This is a genomic window from Acidisoma sp. 7E03 (genome assembly GCF_054665075.1).
This window is the reverse complement of sequence record NZ_BAAFHE010000009.1, coordinates 61467-81434: the sequence shown is the minus strand read 5'-3', so window position 1 is coordinate 81434 and position 19968 is coordinate 61467. Positions and strand designations below refer to the sequence as shown.

Below are 19968 nucleotides of genomic sequence, written 5' to 3'. Positions count from 1 at the left end.
CATCCCCGCCTCATGTGAAGATCGTGTGGTCGACGTTCTGCAGCAGGATGTTCGTGCCGTCCTCGAGCGTGATGAGATCGGAGCCGCGCACCACGCCTTCGGCTGCGATCGGATCACCGGCATAGCCCGCGAAGGCCAGGATGTCGGTGCTCTTGAGGCCGTCGATGATCACGTCTCCACCGCTCTGGCCGTTGATGAAGCCGTAGACATCGGCCCCGGTGCCGCCCACGACGCTCGCGACACCCGTGCCGGCGATCATCGTATCCGCGCCATGACCGAGCGCGATCACGTCCGATCCGGCGCCCGCGAAGACCTGCACTCCGCCGGTGCCGTAGAGGCCGTTGACGGTCGTCGCCCCCGAACCTGCGACGATGAGATCGGGCTCGGCCCCATTCGCCATCAACAGGGTGCTTCCGGCACCGCCGACGAGGGTGGAAGGGCCGGCCCCGGCCACGAGCGTGCTGGCACCGCTGCCGCCATAGATTTCGTTGCTTCCTGTCCCGCCGGTGAAGAGCGTCGTGCCCGTGCCTGCGATCAAGGTTGTGTCGCCACCCGCACCGATGACGGAGGTCGCACCGGTGCCGCCGACGAAATAGAGATCGGCGTCCACGCCGGAGACGGCGGTGGGGTCGCTGCCGCCCGCAACCGTCACCGCATCGCTGCCGGCGGTGATGGTATCGGCCCCGGTGATGCTCATGGCGGCGTCACCGCCGGCCGCGATGGTCAGCGGCACCGAGCCTTGGTCGATGAGCGTGCCGCCGGAGAGCAGCGTCGCGCTGCCAAGGATGCCACCCGAACTCACGATCAGCGTACCGAGATCGTCGACGATGGCGCCGATGGCGCTGCCGCCCGATTCCACGATCTCGCTGCCGCCATAGGTGATGGTGTCCGCCATCGCCGTGCCGCCCGCGGAGACGATGGCGACGCCGCCGGACTCGATCGTGGCACCGCTGAGGATGCCGCCCGAGGAGACCAGCACTTCGCTCTCGCTGAAGCCGGCGACGACGGTGGTGCCGAGGGCGAGCCCGCCGGCGCGCACGATCTCGAGCCCGGAGCTGACAAGGAGATTCGAGGTCACCCCGCCGGATGAGACGACGAGCGCACCGAGGGCGGAGACGACGACGTTGACGGCCGTGCCGAAGATGGTCGCGGTGCCGTTCGGAATGAGCCCTGAGCCCGCCAGCACACCGCCCGCCTCGACCAGCAGATTGCCGATCTGGCTGCCGCCCGAGAGCAGGATTTCGGTGCCGCCCGATTTGATGTCGCCGTCGGCCGCCACGTCACCGGCGGCGACGATCTCGACGCCGCCTTGGCTCACGATCGTGCTGCTGGCCACCGGCTTGGTGAGAAGCGAGCCGGAGACCAGCAGGGTGCCGCCGCTGCTGACGGTGGCACTCATCGCCGTGCCGCCGAAGGTGATGCCGGAGAGGACCTCGAAGCCCCCGCTCAGGACGGTCGTGCTGAGGGATATCCCCCGTTCATAGACCCGCTCGCTGCCGCCGGCGCTGACGATCGTATTGAAGCTGCGGCCATTGTCGATCCGCACGACGCCGCCCGCGGACGCAACGGCGCCGAAGGAGGAGCCAAACTCCGCAATGAGCTGACCCCCGTTCTCGACCGTCGTGCCGATTGCCGTGCCGCCCGCGGAGAGAAGGGTGTAGGCGCCCGAGACGACGGGATCTCCGTCGATGACCATGCCGACTGCGGTGCCGCCGTTCGTCACCGTCATGCGGCCATCCTGCAGGCCGCCCGAGACCACACCGCCGCGCCCGACGTAGGCCGTGCCATGGTCGGTGAGGCCGCTCACCACGCCGCCGGAGACCGAGAGCACCCCACCGCTCGATACGGCGAGGCTAGCGGCCGTGCCGCCGCTCGAGAGGATCATGACGCCGCTGCTGACCGCAGCACTGATGCTGAGGCCGGAGACGATATCCGTGCCGCCGCTGATGAGGCGCGCCGACACCTGCGTGCCGCCCGCTTGCACGACCATCGTGCCCGAGATCAGCGTATCACGCAGCCCGAGCCCACCACTCGACACGATCTCCGTCCCGCCGCTCACGAAGGTAGCGCTGGCGAGGCCACCGGAGGAGACGGTGAGCGTGCCGGTGCTGAGGAAGGTCACTAGGGCGCTGCCGCCGGAGAGGACGGTTTCCTGACCGCCGGAGACGAGGACGCGGCTGGTCACGCCGCCGGCCGAGACCGCCGCGCTTTCCGCGAGCGTCGCACTCGCCAGCTGCCCCTGGACCGAGACCGACCCGCTTTCGAGGCGGCCGCCGCCGGAGACGAGACCGCCACTCAGGATGGTCAGCGGTCCGCGCTCCGCCGCACCGGACAGGAGCTGCTCCGTCCCGCCACTGGAGACGGTGGTCGCGACGCCGATGCCGCCGGAGGACAGGGTTAGCGTGCCGCCGCTGGTCACCTGGGTGGTGTAGGCGACGCCACTGGTCGCCACGACCTCGTCGCCGCCGGCACTGATCACGGTCGAGGAGGTAAAGCCGCTGTCGAAGGCGCTGATGACGCCACCGCTGGAGACGGTCGCGTTCCGCTCCCAGCCGGACCAATGCACGCTTTCCTGCCCGCCTGAGGAAACCACCGTGGCGCTGCCGCTGCCGCCGCTGAAGACGTCGAGAAAGCCGCCGGAAGACACCTGGGTGCTGACGGCGAGCCCGGTGGAGACGGCGATCTCGACACCGCCAGGGAGCGTCGTGGCCGTCGCCGTGCCGCCGGAGCGCACGACCAGCACGTCGCCGCTCGAAACCGTCTGGCCGCTCACGTTCTGGCCCGAATCGACGTAGCTGGTGGTCATCGCGCTCGCCCTGAAAACGAAAGAGTTTCCAGTTCATTACGGGTTTCGCTGCGCGCCGGCAAATGCGCCGCCTCCGCGCGCGAACCGTGACGGCGGTAGGGAATAAATCGGCACCCCGGGCGTTCACCGCAAAAGCGATGGGGTGAACCATGAACCTGGATTTCGTGAAGAGCGCGCGTCGGCGGGCCTGCGCGGTGCTGGGGGCTGCCACGGCCGCGGTCTGTGCGGCGGCGCCTGCGGCGGCCGCCCCCCTCCAGTACGACATCAGCCAGAAGACGGCGACGATCGCCTTTCACACCCATGTCGCGCGGGTGGTCGCGATCGACGGCACCTTCCAGCGCTTCTCCGGCCGGATCTTCCTCGACCCGGCCCAGCCCTCGGCGCTCCGCATCGCGGTGACGGTCGACGACGGCGCGATCGCGGTTCCCTACGGCGGCGCCGCGACCTTGCGCTCCTCCGCCTATTTCGACGCGGCGCAGTTCCCGACGATCCTGTTTCGGAGCGACGGCGTGCAGGTGCTGCCGGGCAGCCGCTTCACCATCCTCGGCCAGTTGACCATGCGTGACCGCGTCCAGCCGGCCGTGCTGACCGGCACCATCCTGCATGACGTGCAGGATGGCACGCCGGTTCTGCGCATCACGGCGCGCACGGCGCTGAACCGTACGGGCTTCGGCATGGTCGCCGACCGTCCGCTGATCGCGGACGAGGTGACGCTGACGATCACGGCGACGCTGCGCGCCCCCTGACGGCCATCGCATCTTTTTCGGGAATAAGCGTGCCGCCGCGGTGTTCTGCCCACTGACACGGCTTCTCGTGCCACCTCATGACAGGATCGACACCCATGAAACGTCTGCTTCTGCTCGCCGCCGGCGCCTGGCTCACGGCCGCACCCCTGGCCCTGGCCGCAAGCCTTCCCTTCTCCTCCGCACAGAGCACCAAAGGCGCCGTGCTCGCCGATGCCCAGGGCATGACGCTCTACACCTATGACGAGGACCACAAGGGCCAGTCCACCTGCTATGGCGAATGCGCCGAGGATTGGCCGCCCTATTTCGTCGCCAAGGGCGCAAGCGCGAGCGGCCCCTATTCCCTGGTCCGGCGGCATGACGGCCGCCTGCAATGGGCCTTCGACGGCATGCCGCTCTACTACTGGCAGGATGACAGCAAGACGGGCCAGATCTCCGGGGACGGCATCGACGGCGTGTGGCACATTGTCCACCCGGCGCAGCAGGCAGCGGCCGGCGGCAGCACCGGCGGATCTTGGTAACGGGCGAAGGGCGCTGCAGGTGACGAGGCCATGAGCGCCTTCCTGGACGAGGTCGAGGCCTGCATCCCCGCCTTGCGGCGCTATGCCCGTGCGCTGACGCATGATCGCGACCGTGCGGACGATCTGGTGCAGGATTGCCTGGAGCGGGCCTTGCGCAAGCGCGCCCTGTTCCGGCCGCTCGGGCCGGTGCGCGCCTGGCTGTTTCGTATCCTCGTCAACCTCTATCGCAACGAGCAGCGCAGCCTGCGGCGGCGGGGGCCGAGCGCGCCCGTCGATCCCGAGGATGCGGCCATGGCCGTGCCGGGCAACCAGCAGGCGCGGCTGGAACTGGCAGGCGTCGCTCGCGCCCTGCAAGATCTACCCGACGAGCAGCGCGAGACGTTGCTGCTCGTCGCCCTGGAAGGCATGAGCTACGAGGAGGCCGCGACCATTCTGGAAGTTCCGACCGGCACCGTGATGTCCCGCCTTTCCCGCGCCCGCCACGCCCTGCGCGGCGCCACGGGGATGCCGGCGACACGGCTGCGGAGTGTCACATGAGCCGCGATCCGACACGCATTCCCGATGATGCCCTGATGGCCTATCTCGACCGCTCGCTGGATGAGGCGCATGCGGCCGAGATCGGCGCCCGGCTCGCGGACGACCCCGACGCCCAGGCGCGCCTCGCCGAATGGCGGCGGCAGAATGCGCTGATCGCGGCGGTCTACGGCCCGGCGGCGACGGAGCCCAGGCCGGCCCGGCTCGACGTTCGCCGCATAGCGGCGCAGCAGAGGACGGCGCGCCAGTCCTGGCAGCGCATGGCCGCGACCGCCCTGCTCTGTCTCGGGCTCGGTCTCGGAGGGGGCTGGTATCTGCACGCCTCCGTGCCCGCTTCCGGCACGACGCCCGTGGGGCTGATGGCGGAGGCGCTGAATGCGCACCAGCTCTATGCGAGCGACATCGCCTATCCGGTGCAACTCGGGCCCGACAAGCGGGCGGATCTCGCGGTGTGGCTGTCCAAGCGGCTCGACCATCGCTTCGCCGTGCCGGATCTGGCGTCGCTCGGCTGGCAGCTGGTCGGCGGCAGCCTGGTGCCGGCGGGGGCCGCGCCGGCCGGACAGATCATGTACGAAGATGCGAATGGCCGGCGGCTGACCCTCTTCTTCACCGCGAACCACAAGCAGCGGGCGGCCGAACCGCGCTTCGCGGCGGCGGCGGGTCTCGACCTGATGAGCTGGACGGATGGCGGCCTGACCTGCACCATCGTAGGCCCGGTCGGGCGGGACGGCCTGCGACAGATCGCCGGGGCGGTGTATCAACAACTTACCTGACGGAGGCGAGGCGCGCCCTGGTCCATGACGAGGCGCGGCCTCTAGCGTCGGGCCTGGAAGAAGGCCCGCAGCAGGTCCGCGCATTCCTGCTCGCGCACGCCGCCCACCACCTCCGGCGCATGATGGCAGGAGGAAGCGGCGAAGATGCGGGCGCCATGCTCCACCCCGCCGCCCTTCGGGTCATAGGCGCCGAAGACCAGAGTCTTGATGCGGAAGGCGCTGATCGCAGCCGCGCACATCGGGCAGGGTTCGAGCGTCACCACCAGGGTGCAATCGGGCAGCCGGGGCGAGCCCCGGCCCCGCGCCGCCGCCCGCAGCGCCAGCAGCTCGGCATGGGCGGAGGCGTCGCTCTCCTCCTCCGTCCGGTTGGAAGCGGTGGCGAGCACCTGGCCCGCCGCATCCAGCACCACGGCGCCCACCGGTACCTCGCCGCGCGCGGCCGCCTGCCGCGCTTCGGTTAAGGCCTGGTCCATGGCGTCGAAAGGCCGGGTCATGCGGCGTCCTGTCTCCTGTTGCCCGCTCCATCCAGTGGACCGGAGGGGCGATCTCATGCCATCAGCAGCCTATGGCAAGAAGACCAGACAAACCGACCCCGAGCACGATCCAGCGGCCGCTGAGCCACGCGATCATGGACCTGCACCGCGCGCTGATCCAGGCGGAGGCGCAGGCGACCGGCCTTGCCGGCAATCCCTACAAGCTGCTGACGGCGGTGATGCAGGACCCGCGCTTCGCCTGGCTGCGCAGCTTTAGTGACCTGATCGTCGCCATGGACGAAGCCGGCGACCGCGGCGAGTTGCCGGACCGGGAGGCGCTGGCCCCCTATCTTCAGACGCTCCGGGACCTGATCGGCCCGGGCCACGAAGCCGGGACGCGCATCCAGGACCTCGCACCGACCCATACCGACGTCTCCGTCGCCTTCCGCAAGATCGAGCTTCTGCTGGAGGAGTTCGACGCGTGAGCCGCCCCCTCATCGGCATCACGCTCGACAGCGAGGAACCGGGCGGGTGGTCCAAGTATCCTTGGTACGCCATCCGCCAGAACTACGCCTCCGCCGTCGCCGAAGCCGGCGGTCTACCGGTCGCCTTGCCCCACGACCCGGCGCTTGCGGAAGACTGGCTGGACCGGATCGCCGGCCTCGTCGTCACCGGGGGCGCCTTCGACATCGACCCCGCCATGTATGGCGAGAGCACGACGCATAAGACGGTCTCGCTGAAATCCGGGCGCACGGCGGCGGAACTCGCTTTGCTGCGCGGGGCGCTGGCGCGCGATCTGCCGGTCTTGGGCATCTGCGGCGGCGAGCAGCTGATGGCGGTCGCGCTGGGCGGCACCCTGGTGCAGCACATCCCCGAGACCTTTCCCGAAGCCCTCGCCCATGAGCAGAAGACGCGGCATGACGAGCCGGGCCACCCCGTGGCGGTCGCCTCCGGCAGCCTGCTCGCCCGCATCGTGGGCGCCGAGGCGATGATGGTGAACACTTCGCACCATCAGGCGGTGCGCATGGCCGGCCCCGGCGTCACGATCAATGCCGTCGCCCCTGACGGCGTGATCGAGGGCATCGAGGACCCCCGCTACCGCTTCTGCCTCGGCGTGCAGTGGCATCCCGAGTTTCACACCGACCCAGGCGACGCGAAGATTTTCGACGCCTTCGTGAAAGCCTGCCGATGAGCGAGACGGACGAAACCTCGGAGCGCGGCGAGCGCATCGCCAAATGGGCGGCGCGGGCGGGCGTCGCCTCCCGCCGCGACATCGAACGGATGATCGCCGAAGGCCGCATCAAGCTGAACGGCATGGTGCTGACCCATCCGGCGAGCTTCGTCGCCGAGGGCGACATCGTGCAGGTGGATGGGCGGGTGATCGACGCGCCGAGCCGCACGCGGCTGCTGCGCTACCACAAGCCGCCTGGTCTGGTGACGACGCATAAGGACCCGGAAGGCCGCCCGACGGTCTTCGAAAAGCTGCCCCCCGGCCTGCCCCGCCTGATCTCCGTGGGCCGGCTCGATCTCAACAGCGAAGGCCTGCTGCTGCTCACCAATGACGGCGAACTCGCCCGCCGGCTGGAACGGCCGGAGACCGGTTGGGTGCGGCGCTATCGCGTGCGCGTCAACGGCTTCGTGGACGAGAAGGCGCTGGCCAGCCTCGCCCAGGGCATCACCGTCGAGGGCGTGCGCTACGGGCCGATCGAAGCCGGGCTCGACAGCCGCAAGGGCGATAATGCCTGGCTCTCGGTCAGCCTGCGCGAAGGGCGCAACCGGGAAATTCGCCGTGTGATGCAGCATCTCGGCCTCCAGACATCCCGCCTCATCCGCCTGGCCTATGGGCCCTTCCAGCTCGGCGTGCTGCCGCGCGGGGCGGCGGAAGAGGTGCCGATGAAGATCCTGCGCGAGCAATTGCCGAAGGACGAGCCGGCGCCGAAGCCGGCGCGAAAATGAGGATCATCGGGGGGCGCTGGCGGGGCCGGCGCCTCGCCGCGCCCCTCGGCGCCGATACGCGCCCGACGGCTGACCGGGCCCGGCAGGCCCTCTTCGACATGCTGATGCATAGCCCCTGGGCGGCCGACGCTCTGCGCGAGGCCACGGTGCTGGATGTTTTCGCGGGCACGGGGGCCATGGGGCTGGAAGCGCTCTCGCGCGGCGCGGCCCGCGCCTGCTTCATCGAAAATGCCCGGCCCGCGTTGGCCGCGCTGCGCGCCAATATCGCCGCCTGCAAGGCGGAGGCGCTGGCCGAGGTGATCGCGGCCGATGCCCGCACCCCGCCGCGGGGGCCGGCCTGCAGCGTGATCTTCCTCGACCCGCCTTATGGGCGGGGTCTGGTGCCGGCAGCGCTCGCCGGTCTCGGCCCCGCCGGCTGGCTCGCGCCCGGCGCGCTCATCATCGCCGAAGTCGGATCGGAGGAGCCGCCGCCGGTGGAAACCGCGCTCCTCGCCGACCGTCGCTTCGGCGCCGCACGCATCTGCGCCTTCAGATGGCCGGCTGGCTGACCTGCCGGCTGGTCGTCAGATACCAGGCGACCGCGCTCAAGACCGCCCCACCGCCGATGATGGCGCCGAGGCTCGGCCGCTCGGCGAAGGCGAGCCAGACCCAGAGCGGCCCGAGCACCACGTCGAGCATGGAGATGAACCCGGCCTCCCCCGAAGTGACGCGCCGGCCGCCTTCCAGCACCAAGACGAAGGCGATGCCGGTAGTGATCGCGCCGTAGAGCGCGCAAGCGAGCAGACCCTGCGCCGAGGGCAGCGCCAAGTGCATGAACGGGGCCGCCACAAGGACGCAGAGCCCGGCCGAAAGCGCGCTGAGAAGCGCCGTATCCATGCCGGGATGGCGCTTCGTATGCACCAGTTGCAGGGCGAAGCTCGCCGTCATCACCAAGGCCGCGGCAAGGCCCAGGATATCGCGCCCATGGACGGCACCGCCCGCCGTGACCGCAATGCCCAAAAACGCGATGGCGCCCGCGACAAGAAAGCGGGCCGTTACCCGCTCGCGCATCCAAACGAAGGCGATGCCCGTGGCAATGAAGGGTAGCGCCGCATAGATCGTCATGACATTGGCGACCGTCGTCATGCGCAGCGAGACGACATAGCTGATCGAGGCGATGACCGAGGTGCCGATGAAGAAGGCCGCCGCAGGCCCGAGGGAGGCAAGCTTGGAAAAGACCGCCCCGCGCTGACGCAACAGCACGAAGCCGCCGAGGGTCAGGAAGGTGAAGACCGACCGCCAGACAATCATTGTCCAGGCATCGAGATGCGCCATGCGGACGAAGAGGCCGGCCGTGCTCCAGAGCACCGCCGATACGGCGACCATGACGATACCCAAGCGGCGCGATCCGGCATCGGTCATTGCGGTGCTGGGCCTCTTCTGCTCACCCCGCTTTAGCAGCGGGTTGACGCCCCAGCCATGGAAAACTGAGCGGACACGGGGGCCTTGCCGGAACCCGACTTCCGCCGATACTCCCACCAGCCACCCCGGAGATGAGACCATGCGCGCCATCCGCTTTCACGCCGTCGGTGATCTCCGGTTCGAGGAGGTGCCGCGCCCCGGGGCGCCGGGGCCGGGCGAGGTGCTGCTGCGCGTGCGCGCCGCCGGCATCTGCGGCTCCGACCTACACAACTACCGCACGGGTCAGTGGGTCGCGGCCCTGCCCGTCACCCCCGGCCATGAATTCGCGGGCGAGGTTCTGGCCGTCGGCCCCGATGTCATGGGCTTCGCGCTGGGCGATCTCGCCGTCGCCGATTCCCGCGTGCCCTGCGGCCACTGCCTCGCCTGCGCGGAAGTGCGCTTCAACCACTGCACCGCCCTCGGCTTCGTGGGCGAGGTCTGCGAGGGCGGCTTCGCAGAAGAGGTGATGCTACCGGCCGCGCGCCTTCTGAAGGCACCGGCCGGTCTCGCGCCCGAAATCGCGGCGATGAGCGAGCCGCTGGCCGTTGCCCTGCACGCGGCGCGACGGCTCGACCCCGCCCCCGGCGCGCCGGTCCTCGTGGTGGGTGGCGGCACCATCGGCGGCCTCACCGCCCTGCTCCTCGCGGAACAGGGCTTCGGCCCCATCCTGCTCGCGGAGCGCAACGCCGCCCGCGCGGCGCTGCTCGCCGAGGTGGTGGGCACCGTCACCGTCCCGCTCGAGGAGGCCGCGATCCGCGCGGCCTGTGGCGGTGCGGCGCCCCGCTTCTGCCTGGACGCCACCGGCTCGCTCGACGTGCTGCGCGTCCTGCTGCGCGCCACCGCCGCCGGGGGGCGCATCGCCCTCGTCGGCATCTTCCATGGCGAAGGTGCGCTCGACCCCAACCTCATCGTCGAGCGCGAACTCGATCTGCGCGGCTGCAGCGTCTATGGCGGCGAGCAGGCGGAGGCGCTCGCCTTGCTGGCGCGCCTGGCACCCAAGCTCGGCCGCCTCGCGGAAGCGCCGATCGGCCTGGCCGAGGTCCCTGCCGCCTATGAGCGCCTGCTGCGCGGCGACAGTTCGAAGCTCAAGACCCTCATCCGGCCGTAATGCGCATCGCGGTTCTCGCCGACGCACACGGCAATCTTCTGGCCCTTGAGGCAGTCCTCGCTGATCTAGGTACCCAGGCGCCGGATCTCGTCGTCAATCTTGGGGATCTCTGCACCGGCCCCTTCGATCCTGCGGGCAGCGCCGACAGGCAGATGGCGCTCGGCTGTCCCACCGTCCGGGGCAATCATGAGCGAGCCCTTCGGGATCGAACCGACACGAGCGCGTCCGTCGCCTTCGCGAGGCCCCGCCTGACGCCCGCGCATCTGGACTGGATCGGCGGATTGCCCGAGACGGTGACCCTTCTGGGCGGTGAGGCTTTCGCCTGTCACGGCAGCCCCGGCGGCGGCGACCTCGACTATTGCCTGGAAGATGTGAGCAGTGGACGAGCGATGCTGGATACCGAGGCTGCCATCCGCAACCGCCTTCAGGGCATCGGGGAAGCCAGTCTTGTCATGTGCGGCCATACCCACGTGCCGCGTGTCGTGCAGACCGGCAGTGTGACCATCGTCAATCCCGGCAGCATCGGCATGCCCGCTTACACGGACGACGGTCCGGTGCCCCACGCGATCGAAACCGGGGCGCCCCACGCTCGCTACGCCATCATCACGCGGCGCTCTGGCGGCGCCTGGAACGTCGATCTTCGTGCCGTTGCCTATGACTGGGATCGCGCGGCCCGGCAGGCTTTGGAGAACGGCAACCCGGTGGTCGCGCGCTCGACCGCGACGGGGCGCGTCTAGGTCGAACAGGGACCATCGCCCGCCATCCTCGCCAAGCGGCGCGCGATGGGCTGCTCGGCCGCAACACCACGCGTCGCACCCTGTCCATCGCCGCGATCCGCCCTATCTTGCGGAGCGACAACCCGCCCCGAGGACCCCATGCGCCTGCTTCTCGCCCTGCTGCTTCCCGGCGTCTCCTTCTTCTTCATCGGCCGCCCCTGGTCCGGCATCCTCTGCCTGATCCTGCATGCGACGATCATCGGCTGGATCCCGGCGGCGATCTGGGCGGTCTATGCCCTCAACCAGTGGGAAACCGACCGCAAGCTGCGCGAAGCCGGCTTCTTCGGCCGCTTTTGAGCGGCGGCCAACTTCGTTCAAAAAATCCGAGTTATAGAGTTCCCACGCGATAACGACTTCAGTATGCTCACCAAGTTGACCCTGACGCTCAGCAAAAAACGAGCGCGGGATTGGGAAACGTCTGAAGGTTCGCATGGATCCAAACAGGTTCATTGCGTCATGGGAGGAGTCTGCGCCGGCTGAGGCGACGCATCCCCGCCATGACCTGTCACCGGCGCGCAGCCATGCCAGCGCGCTTCGCTAAGCCCCGCCCCCGGCGCGGCATCGCCGGCGCCCTGCGGCTGCGCAAACGCTCGGCCTCCGCGCATGATCTGGTGATGCGCGGCCTTGGCCTCGCCATCGTCTCCGGGCAATATCCGGCGGGCTCGCTGCTGCCGAACAAGGACCAGCTCACCAAGCAGTTCAAGGTGTCGAACAGCACGCTGCGCGAAGCCATGCAGAAGCTGGTCGCCAAAGGCATGATCGTCGCCAAGACCAAGGTCGGCACCCGCGTGCTGGAGCCGCGGCACTGGAACATGTTCGATGCCGACATCCTGGACTGGCGCTTCGAATCCGGGGTCGACCGGCCCTTCCTCGCCCGCCTCTTCGAACTCCGCCAGACCTTCGAGCCGATGGCCGCCGCCCTGATGGCGACGCGGCATACGCCGGAGCAACTGGCCGAACTCTCCCAGCTCGCGCAGCGCATGCGCGCCGCCCATGGCGAGCGGGACGCTTTCGCCGATGCCGACCTCGCCTTCCACCTGCTCATCCTGCAGGCTTCGGACAACCCCTTCCTGCAGTCGATCGGCGCACTGATCCGCACTGCCCTCGCCGCCTCCTTCACCATGAGCGCGCCGGCCGGGGACCAGCAGCGGCTGACGAGTTCCGAGGCGGGGCACGAGGCGATCGTCCGCGCCATCGCAGACCGCGACCCCGACGGCGCCGCACGCGCCATGCTCTCCGTCATTCTGGACGGCTGGTCTTCCATCGGCGGGGAGAGCGAGGCGGTGCTCGCGCATATGACGCTGCGGGATTTCCGGCCCGAAGCGTGATCCGCCCGCGCGGCCGGCGGCACTGGTGCGCACCCGGCCGCGCCCTTATGGTCCTTCTGAACATTCGACGAAGGACCACGCCTGCCATGAAGCCTCTTTACGCAACCTTTGAGGTTCTGCCCGGCCATGAGGCCGAGATGGAGCGGATGATGGCGGAGTTGACCCAGGCGGTCCGTGCCGAGCCGGGCTGCCTGCGCTTCGTCGCCTATCGCCTCGCTGACCAGCCGCGGCGCTACCACGTCGACGAAATCTATGCGGACGAGGCCGCCTTCGCCGCCCATATCAACAGCCCGCATGCGCGCGCCTTCAACGCCGCGATTCGCGACATGGTGGTGGGCGGCGCCTCGGAGGTCGTGTTCCTGGCGGAAGCCGCCTGACCCCTCCAGGCGCCCGCCGAACGAACCGTTTAAATAACGTTCTCCCGGGTCGGGGAATCTTGTAGAAAGTCTTAATGTCTCTCAGCGCCCCGCCCGGCCACCCGGACTCCCGCTTCGAAGCACCCCGCATCCGGGAAATCGCCGATGCGCTGCCGGCGATGATCGCCTATTGGCGCCGGGACTTGATCTGCCTCCACGCCAACGAGAGCTATCTTCACTGGTTCGGACGCCGGCGGGACGAGGTGGTGGGCCACCATATCCGGGAGGTCATCGGGGAAATCCCCTTCACCCTCAACCAGCCCTTCATCGCAGGCGCCTTGCGGGGAGAGCCGCAGGCCTTCGAGCGGGAACTGCCACGCCCGAGCGGCGGCGTGGCCATGGCCACGGCCAACTACATTCCGGACGTGGACGAGACCGGCGCCGTGCTCGGCTTCTATGCGTTGGTCTCCGACATCAGCCATCTGCGCCGCACCGAGGAGCAGTTGCGCAAGAGCGAAGCGGAGCTTCGGGGACTCCTGCGCGACAGCCGCGAAGCCTCGGCCTGGCAGACCCTGGCCGAGCAGGTCGCGCATGTCGGCCATTGGCGCGTGAACCTGACGGACAACAGCGTGGTCTGGTCGGCCGAGGTTTTCCGTATCCACGGCCTGGACCCGGCGCATCACAGGCCCACCCTGGACAATGCACTCAGCCTCTATCACGCCGAAGACCGGCCCCGGATTGCATCGATCGTCACGGAGGCGACCGAGACCGGAACGCCCTTCGAGTTCGACGCCCGGATCATCCGGCGCGATGGCGACGTGCGCTACGTCCGCTCGCGCGGCATGGCGATGCGCGACGAGGATGGCCGCCCGCTGTCGCTGTTCGGCGTCTTCATCGACGTCACCGAGCAGATCGAAGCCGAACAGGCCCTGCGTCTCGTCAATCAGCGCTTGGAGACGATGGTCCATCGCGACGGCCTGACCGACCTCGCCAACCGCCGCCATTTCGACGCGGCGCTGGACCGCGCCTGGCAGGAAGCGGGCAACGGCGGAGCGCCGCTTTCCCTCGCCATGATCGACGTCGATTGCTTCAAGAGTTTCAACGATTGCTACGGGCATCAGGCGGGCGACGAATGCCTGGCGGCCGTGGCGCGCGCGATCGAGGGCAGTCTCGATGAGCCGCAGGCGCTGGCGGCGCGCTATGGCGGCGAGGAATTCGCCCTGCTGCTGCCGGGCGTAGACGAAGCGCGCGCGGCACAGATCGCGGAGCGGACGCGGGCCAGGGTGAAGGCGCTGGGCCTGCCGCATGAGGGGAACCCGCGCGCCGGCGGCGTAGTGTCGATCAGTCTCGGCCTCGGCACGGCGTGGCCGGCCCGCGGGGGTGCGCCAGCCGCCCTGCTGCGCGAGGCCGATTCCTACCTGTACGAAGCCAAGCGCCGCGGGCGTGACCGGATGATCGATCGCAGCCGCCTCGCCATCCCGGCGCGGCCAGAGGGGGACGAAGCGGCCCGGCTTGCCGCGGTCTCCCGCTACCGCGCGCGGGGGCTCACCGGCCGCGCCGGCCGGCTCGACCGCCTGGCCGCCACCGCGGCCCGTCTGCTCGGCACGCCGATCGCCCTCGTCACCCTCGTCGCAGAGGACACCCAGTTCATCCTCGGCAATCACGGGCTGGAGGGCACCAGCACGATCCCGCGGGATCAGGCCTTCTGCCCGCACACCATCCAGCATGACGCGCCGATGCTGGTGCAGGATGCCTGGCAAGATGGCCGCTTCGCCCAGAACCCGCTCGTCACCGGCGCGCCCGGCATCCGCTTCTACATGGGCGCGCCCATCACCAGCCTGCGCGACGGGCAGAAGCTCGGCGCCCTCTGCGTCATCGACCGGGCGGCCCATGATGGCGTCGATCCCAAGGCGCGGGAAATCCTGGAGGCGCTGGCCGCACTCGCCGCCGAGATGATCGAGGACGCGGTGGAGACCGAAGGGGTGGCGACTGCGGGCTAGTGCGGTTCAGATTTTGACGGAAACAGCCTTATCTTCGTCATCGCCGGGCTTGACCCGGCGATCCATGTCTGGGCGCCGCAACGCATGGATGCCCGGCTCAAGGCCGGGCATGACGAGTTTAAAAGCGATTCTATTAAAACCTAAACCGCTCTAATGGGATGCGTTCCGGGGCACCGCCCGTTCCGGCAGGGCCGCCGGGCGCGGGCCGCCCGCCATCCAGTCCAGCAGCTCCACGGTATGGATCACCGGCAGGCCGCCGCCCGAAAGCTGGGTGATGCAGCCGATATTGCCGGCGGCGACGAGATCGGGCGCACGCTCGGCCAAGGTCTCCAGCTTGCGGGCGCGCAGCCGGCCGGCAATCTCGGGCTGGACGATGTTGTAGGTGCCGGCCGAGCCGCAGCAGAGATGTGAATCGCGTGGCTCCACCACGGCGAAGCCCGCGGTCTTCAGCAGCGTCTTGGGCTCCGCTGTCACCTTTTGGCCGTGCTGCAGGCTGCAGGCCGCGTGGTAGGCGACGGTCAGCTCCGGCGCCGGGCGCGTCGGCGTGTAGCCGATCCGCACCAGATATTCGCTGATGTCGGCGGCCAGCGCCGAAACCGCCTCGGCGCGCGTCCGCCAGGGCTCGGGCTCGGCACGGAACATGAAGCCGTAATCCTTCACCGTCGTGCCGCAGCCCGAGGTGTTGACGAGGATGGCATCCAGCCCCTCGCCCTCGATCTCGCGGCTCCAGCCGGTGATCGCCGCGCGCGCCGCCGCCATCGCCGGGTCATGCTGGCCCATGTGATGCGTCAGCGCGCCGCAGCAGCCAACCTCGGGTGCGATCACCACCTCGATGCCGAGCCGGGTCAGCAGCCGCACCGTCGCCTCGTTGATCGCGGGGGACAGGACTTTCTGGGCGCAGCCGGTGAGCAGCGCGACGCGGCCGCGCCGGGTGCCTTCCGCCTTGTGGATCTGCGGCCGCTGCATCGGGCTTTCCGGCGGCAAGGCCTTCGGCGCGAGGGCCAGCATGGCGGCAACGCGCTTGCCGGTCATCGAGCCCTGCGGGATCAGCCCCGCGAAGGGCCGGCCCAGCGCCGCCCCGCGCAGGGCGAGCCGCAGCAGCCTCGGATTGGGCAGAACGCGGGCCAGCACGCCGCGCAGCAGCCGCTCGTGCCAGGGGCGCCGGTAGGTCTCCTCGATATAGCGCCGGGCATGATCCACGAGATGCATGTAGTTCACGCCCGAGGGGCAGGTCGTCATGCAGGACAGGCAGGAGAGGCAGCGGTCGACATGCCGCACCACCTCCTCCGTCGCCGGCCGGCCGCTCTCCAGCATGTCCTTGATCAGGTAGATGCGGCCGCGCGGGCTATCCAGCTCATCGCCCAGCAGCACGAAGGTCGGGCAGGTCGCGGTGCAGAAGCCACAATGCACGCAGGTGCGCAGCACCTGGTTGGAGGATGCCGTCTCCGGGTCGCGCAGCTGCTCGGCAGTGAAATTGGTCTGCATCGGAAAGCCTCAGAGCGCCGCGCGGAGACGGCCGGGATTGAGAATGCGCGCCGGGTCCATCGCCCGCTTCACCCGCTGGGAGAGCGCATCCAGCGCAGGCACCTCCGGCGGCACGACATCGGCCGAGAGACGCAGCGCCTCGGGTGCCCGCATCAGCGTCCAGCCGCCGCCGGCCCGGCCGACCGCCGCGGTGACGGCGTCATGCAGGGCGGCCGTGCCGGGACCGGCGAGCCACAGCCGGCCGCCGCCCCAATCGAGGAAGCCGCGCCCGCCGGCCTCCTCCACCGCCTGCAGAACCAGCGGCCCGCGCGACGGCCGGGTGGCGACGAGCCACAGCGCCTCGCCGGGCGCGACCGTAAGCGGCCGCACATCCCGCACGTGCGCCCATAGGCTGCGGCTTGTGGCTTCGTCCAGAAGCTCGCCTTGCGCCCGGGCTTCGAGATCGGTCGCCAGACGTTCCAACCGGTAGGTGACGCTGCTCGCGAAATCCTCGACGCGAATGAGCGTCGCGGGGCTCTCGCCAAGGCCGGGGATGGCGGCGACCGCCCAGGCCGGCAGCCAGGCTGCACCGGAAATGCCGAAGGGCGAGCCGAGGGCGGCGGCCAGGGCCGCAACGCCACCGGCGGCATCCAGCCCGCGCAGCAGCAGCGTGCCGCTCGATTCCGGCCGGGGCTGCACCTTCAGCGTCACCTCCGTCAGCACGCCGAGCGTGCCGTGGCTGCCTGCGATCAGCTTGCAGAGATCGAGGCCGGTGACGTTCTTCAGCACCCGCCCGCCGGAGCGGATGACCTCGCCACGGCCATTGACGGCGCGGATGCCCATCACGTGGTCCCGCATGGCGCCCCAGGCAACGCGGCGCGGGCCGCTGAGATTGGTCGCGACGGCACCGCCCAGCGTCTGCCCCGGCGGTGTGCCGAGCAGCGCCGAAAGATCCGGCGTCTCGGCCGTCAATTGCTGGTTTTCGGCAGCCAAGGCGGCCTCGATCTCGGCGAGCGGCGTGCCGGCGCGCGCGGCGAGGATCATCTCGCGCGGAGAATAGAGGGTGATCCCGCGATGGTTGCGGGTGGAGAGCGTCATCGCCGCCTGCACCGGCCGTAGCATGCCCTGCTTGCTGCCCAGGCCTTCGATCGCGAGCGGCGTCTTCTCCGCATGGGCACCGGCGACGCAGGCGGCGATCGCCTCTTCCGCCTCGGGCGCCGCGACGCCGCCAAGCTCCGCCGTCACGCTCATGCAGCCACCAGCGGGAAGACCTTGGAGGGGTTGAGCAGCCAATCCGGGTCGAAGGCGCTCTTGATCGCGCGCTGCTGGGCCAGCTCCGTCTGATTGAACTGGCGGTCCATCAGGTCCCGCTTCTCCACGCCCACGCCGTGCTCACCGGTCAGACAGCCGCCAACCTCGACACAGAGGCACAGGATGTCGGCGCCGAACTGCTCGGCCTTTCGGAAACTCTCCAGATCGTTCGCGTCGAACATGATCAGCGGATGCAGATTGCCGTCGCCGGCATGGAAGATGTTGGCGACCTTCAGCCCATAGCTGTCGCTCATCGCCTGGATGCGGGCCAGCACCTCCGGCAGGCGGCTGGTCGGGATCGTGCCGTCCATGCAGAGATAGTCGGGGCTGATGCGCCCGACGGCGCCGAAGGCCCCCTTCCGCCCCTTCCAGATGGCCGCACTCTCTTCGGCCGATTGCGAGACGCGGCAGCTGATCGGGTCGAACTCCGCGCAGATCGCGCGGATACGATCGAGCAGCTCGTCCTGCTCGGCGACCGAGCCTTCCACTTCGATGATGAGCAGCGCTTCCGCATCCAGCGGGTAGCCCGCGTGAGCGAAGGCCTCGCACGCATGAATTGCCGGCCGGTCCATGAATTCCAGCGCCACCGGCACGATGCCGGAGCCGATGATGCGGTCGACGCAGGCGCCGGCGATCTCGTTGGAGCGGAAGGCAGCCAGCATGGCGCGCTGGCCCTCGGCCTGGCGCAGAATGCGCACCGTGACTTCGGAGACCATGGCGAGCTGGCCTTCGCTGCCGGTCAGGATGCCGAGCCAGTCATAACCCGCGGCATCGAGATGGGGACCGCCGATGTCGATGATTTCGCCCTCGATCGTCACGATCTTCAGGCCGAGCAGGTTGTTGGCGGTGACGCCGTATTTCAGGCAATGCGCACCGCCCGAATTCATCGCGACATTGCCGCCGATCATGCAGGCGAGTTGGCTGGAGGGGTCGGGCGCGTAGAAGAAGCCGCGCTCCTCCATCGCCTTGCTGATGCCGAGATTGGTGACGCCAGCCTGGACCACGGCGAAGCGGTCGGCATAGTCGATCTCCAGGATGCGGTTCATGCGCATCATGCCGACGACGACGCCATCCGCGAGCGGCAGGGCGCCGCCCGACAGGCTGGTGCCGGCGCCGCGGGGAATGACGCGCACGCCCTCGGCATGCAGGTAGCGCAGCACGGCTGCGAGCTGCTCGGTGGTTTCGGGCAAGGCGACGGCGAGCGGCGGCTGGCGATAGGCGGTCAGCCCGTCCGTCTCATAGGGTTTGAGGCGCAGCGGCTCGGCGATGACGCCGCTTTCCGGCAGCAGCCGGCGCAGGCCGGCCACGATTTCCGCACGACGGGCAAGAATGTCGGGCTTCGGCTCCGGCTGGATGATCATGATGGGCGTGCCTCCCCCGCACGGCGGGAAATTGCGCCCGAAGCCCAGGGCTTGCAAGGCGGCACATTTGCGAATAACTCGCACTTGCAGAGTTCACCCGTCCGTGATCCCTTGACCGAGCGAGACCCGCGCCGATGGCTGCCGCCTATTCCGTCCGCCGCATCGCGCTGCACTGGCTGTCCGCCGGCGTCATTCTCTGGGCGACGGTCTCGGGCTTCCTCGCGGCCAGCCAGCCGCCCGGCAGCGCGTTGCGGGACGCGATCGACCTGATCAACCCGCAGCTGACGACGCTGTTCATTCCGTTCTTCGTCTGGCGCCTCGGACTCTTTCTCGCCCATTGGCCGCGCCCCAGGCGTGTGCCGCTCCCCGTCGCGCAGAAGGCGGCGCAGGCAGGGCATGCGCTGCTCTATGGCGCGATCACCTTGGTGCTGACGAGCGGTTATCTGATGATGCCGGTGCCTTGGCATTTGCTCGGCCTGGTGCCGATGCCGAGCCCGCTGCAGGGCACGCCCTGGCTCGGCCCGATGCACGGCCTGCATCGCCTATGCTGCATGGCGCTGGCGCTACTGGTGTGCGGTCATCTTGCCGCGGTCGCGGCGCATCACTGGGCGGGGGACCCGGTGCTCAGGCGCATGCGGCCCGCACGCGCCTGAGGCCATGCTGCGTCAACCTGCTGATCGGCCGTCAGAGGCTGTGCAGCACTGCATCGTGGCGCACCGGAATGTCGGTCGCGAATTTCTGCGCTTCCGCCTTCAGCGCCGCATAATCGGCATCCCCCGCCTTCTTCTCGGCTGCATCGGCGGCATTGGCGTAGTAGCGATGGGCGAAGGCCTTGTTATGCGCGGCATCGGTGATCAACTCGATGCGGCTCACCTTGGTATTGGCCTTGTACCAGGGCACCGCCTTGCTCTTGTAGAACTCGGCGAAGTGCTCGGTCTGGCCGGGCAAGAGATGGATTTCCGTGACGACGACGTGCATGGTTGCCTCCTTCAATGGGCATCGCTTCTTGCGGCTTCGC

General features: G+C 69.3%; 22 protein-coding genes. 15 read left to right on the top strand and 7 right to left on the bottom strand.

Translation table 11 applies throughout. The features are described 5' to 3' along the window. Positions 1–10: 10 nt before the first annotated feature. On the bottom strand, positions 11–2806 hold the full coding sequence (locus ACYQ6W_RS14905) for a hypothetical protein (RefSeq protein WP_459676358.1): 2796 nt from the start codon (positions 2804–2806) through the stop codon (positions 11–13). Between the two features lie 149 nt (positions 2807–2955). Between ACYQ6W_RS14905 and ACYQ6W_RS14900 the strand changes: the two genes are divergently transcribed. The 4 genes from ACYQ6W_RS14900 to ACYQ6W_RS14885 all read left to right on the top strand — a co-directional run bounded on the left by ACYQ6W_RS14900 (position 2956) and on the right by ACYQ6W_RS14885 (position 5377). Then, positions 2956–3552, top strand: coding sequence for a YceI family protein (locus ACYQ6W_RS14900; protein ID WP_459676356.1), 597 nt, complete (start codon positions 2956–2958; stop codon positions 3550–3552). Positions 3553–3647: 95 nt separating this feature from the next. Next, positions 3648–4070 (top strand): COG4315 family predicted lipoprotein, encoded by a 423-nt coding sequence (locus ACYQ6W_RS14895; protein ID WP_459676354.1) that lies wholly within the window; start codon positions 3648–3650, stop codon positions 4068–4070. A gap of 30 nt (positions 4071–4100) precedes the next feature. After that, positions 4101–4607, top strand: a complete 507-nt coding sequence (locus tag ACYQ6W_RS14890) for a sigma-70 family RNA polymerase sigma factor (RefSeq protein WP_459676353.1) — start codon at positions 4101–4103, stop codon at positions 4605–4607. After that, positions 4604–5377 carry an anti-sigma factor family protein gene (locus tag ACYQ6W_RS14885; protein WP_459676351.1) on the top strand — a complete coding sequence of 258 codons (774 nt, stop codon included), beginning with the start codon at positions 4604–4606 and terminating at the stop codon, positions 5375–5377. The genes ACYQ6W_RS14890 and ACYQ6W_RS14885 overlap by 4 nt, the downstream gene beginning before the upstream one ends. Before the next feature lie 41 nt (positions 5378–5418). Here the strand turns inward: ACYQ6W_RS14885 and ACYQ6W_RS14880 are convergent, their stop codons facing one another. Then, positions 5419–5871 (bottom strand): nucleoside deaminase, encoded by a 453-nt coding sequence (locus tag ACYQ6W_RS14880; protein WP_459676350.1) that lies wholly within the window; start codon positions 5869–5871, stop codon positions 5419–5421. A 134-nt stretch (positions 5872–6005) separates the two neighbouring features. On the opposite strand from ACYQ6W_RS14880, the gene ACYQ6W_RS14875 reads away from it, so the two are divergent. Genes ACYQ6W_RS14875 through rsmD form a run of 4 tightly spaced genes read left to right on the top strand, consistent with a single transcriptional unit; the run spans position 6006 to position 8354 of the window. Next, positions 6006–6335 carry a hypothetical protein gene (locus ACYQ6W_RS14875; RefSeq protein WP_459676349.1) on the top strand — a complete coding sequence of 110 codons (330 nt, stop codon included), beginning with the start codon at positions 6006–6008 and terminating at the stop codon, positions 6333–6335. Further along, complete coding sequence (locus ACYQ6W_RS14870) at positions 6332–7042, top strand: gamma-glutamyl-gamma-aminobutyrate hydrolase family protein (RefSeq protein WP_459676348.1); 711 nt, start codon at positions 6332–6334, stop codon at positions 7040–7042. The genes ACYQ6W_RS14875 and ACYQ6W_RS14870 overlap by 4 nt, the downstream gene beginning before the upstream one ends. Further along, complete coding sequence (locus tag ACYQ6W_RS14865) at positions 7039–7806, top strand: pseudouridine synthase (RefSeq protein WP_459676347.1); 768 nt, start codon at positions 7039–7041, stop codon at positions 7804–7806. The genes ACYQ6W_RS14870 and ACYQ6W_RS14865 overlap by 4 nt, the downstream gene beginning before the upstream one ends. Then, complete coding sequence (gene rsmD / locus ACYQ6W_RS14860) at positions 7803–8354, top strand: 16S rRNA (guanine(966)-N(2))-methyltransferase RsmD (RefSeq protein WP_459676345.1); 552 nt, start codon at positions 7803–7805, stop codon at positions 8352–8354. Before ACYQ6W_RS14865 ends, rsmD begins: the two co-directional genes overlap by 4 nt. Here the strand turns inward: rsmD and ACYQ6W_RS14855 are convergent. Beyond that, positions 8335–9207 (bottom strand): DMT family transporter, encoded by an 873-nt coding sequence (locus tag ACYQ6W_RS14855; RefSeq protein ID WP_459676343.1) that lies wholly within the window; start codon positions 9205–9207, stop codon positions 8335–8337. The genes rsmD and ACYQ6W_RS14855 overlap by 20 nt on opposite strands. Before the next feature lie 139 nt (positions 9208–9346). On the opposite strand from ACYQ6W_RS14855, the gene ACYQ6W_RS14850 reads away from it, so the two are divergent. From ACYQ6W_RS14850 to ACYQ6W_RS14825, 6 genes are all read left to right on the top strand, one after another. Next, on the top strand, positions 9347–10354 hold the full coding sequence (locus ACYQ6W_RS14850) for a zinc-dependent alcohol dehydrogenase (RefSeq protein ID WP_459676340.1): 1008 nt from the start codon (positions 9347–9349) through the stop codon (positions 10352–10354). Beyond that, entirely contained in the window at positions 10354–11091 is a 738-nt protein-coding gene (locus ACYQ6W_RS14845) for a metallophosphoesterase family protein (RefSeq protein ID WP_459676339.1), read from the top strand. Before ACYQ6W_RS14850 ends, ACYQ6W_RS14845 begins: the two co-directional genes overlap by 1 nt. 138 nt (positions 11092–11229) lie before the next feature. Next, positions 11230–11427 (top strand): YqaE/Pmp3 family membrane protein, encoded by a 198-nt coding sequence (locus ACYQ6W_RS14840; protein WP_459676338.1) that lies wholly within the window; start codon positions 11230–11232, stop codon positions 11425–11427. A 224-nt stretch (positions 11428–11651) separates the two neighbouring features. Beyond that, positions 11652–12458 carry a FadR/GntR family transcriptional regulator gene (locus ACYQ6W_RS14835; protein WP_459676336.1) on the top strand — a complete coding sequence of 269 codons (807 nt, stop codon included), beginning with the start codon at positions 11652–11654 and terminating at the stop codon, positions 12456–12458. An 86-nt stretch (positions 12459–12544) separates the two neighbouring features. After that, entirely contained in the window at positions 12545–12835 is a 291-nt protein-coding gene (locus ACYQ6W_RS14830; protein WP_459676335.1) for a putative quinol monooxygenase, read from the top strand. 74 nt (positions 12836–12909) lie between these two features. Continuing rightward, entirely contained in the window at positions 12910–14814 is a 1905-nt protein-coding gene (locus ACYQ6W_RS14825; protein ID WP_459676333.1) for a diguanylate cyclase domain-containing protein, read from the top strand. A 150-nt stretch (positions 14815–14964) separates the two neighbouring features. Here ACYQ6W_RS14825 and glcF read toward each other — a convergent pair whose 3' ends face one another. From glcF to ACYQ6W_RS14810, 3 genes are read right to left on the bottom strand one after another with little or no spacing between them, the layout of a single operon-like run. Next, complete coding sequence (gene glcF / locus ACYQ6W_RS14820) at positions 14965–16299, bottom strand: glycolate oxidase subunit GlcF (protein WP_459676332.1); 1335 nt, start codon at positions 16297–16299, stop codon at positions 14965–14967. A 9-nt stretch (positions 16300–16308) separates the two neighbouring features. Further along, positions 16309–17529, bottom strand: coding sequence for an FAD-binding protein (locus tag ACYQ6W_RS14815; protein WP_459676331.1), 1221 nt, complete (start codon positions 17527–17529; stop codon positions 16309–16311). After that, on the bottom strand, positions 17526–18950 hold the full coding sequence (locus tag ACYQ6W_RS14810; RefSeq protein WP_459676329.1) for an FAD-linked oxidase C-terminal domain-containing protein: 1425 nt from the start codon (positions 18948–18950) through the stop codon (positions 17526–17528). The genes ACYQ6W_RS14815 and ACYQ6W_RS14810 overlap by 4 nt, the downstream gene beginning before the upstream one ends. 134 nt (positions 18951–19084) lie before the next feature. Between ACYQ6W_RS14810 and ACYQ6W_RS14805 the strand changes: the two genes are divergently transcribed. Beyond that, positions 19085–19603, top strand: coding sequence for a cytochrome b (locus ACYQ6W_RS14805; protein ID WP_459676328.1), 519 nt, complete (start codon positions 19085–19087; stop codon positions 19601–19603). Between the two features lie 31 nt (positions 19604–19634). On the opposite strand, the gene ACYQ6W_RS14800 is transcribed toward ACYQ6W_RS14805, so the two are convergent. Then, positions 19635–19928, bottom strand: coding sequence for a hypothetical protein (locus tag ACYQ6W_RS14800; protein WP_459676327.1), 294 nt, complete (start codon positions 19926–19928; stop codon positions 19635–19637). Positions 19929–19968: the final 40 nt, after the last annotated feature.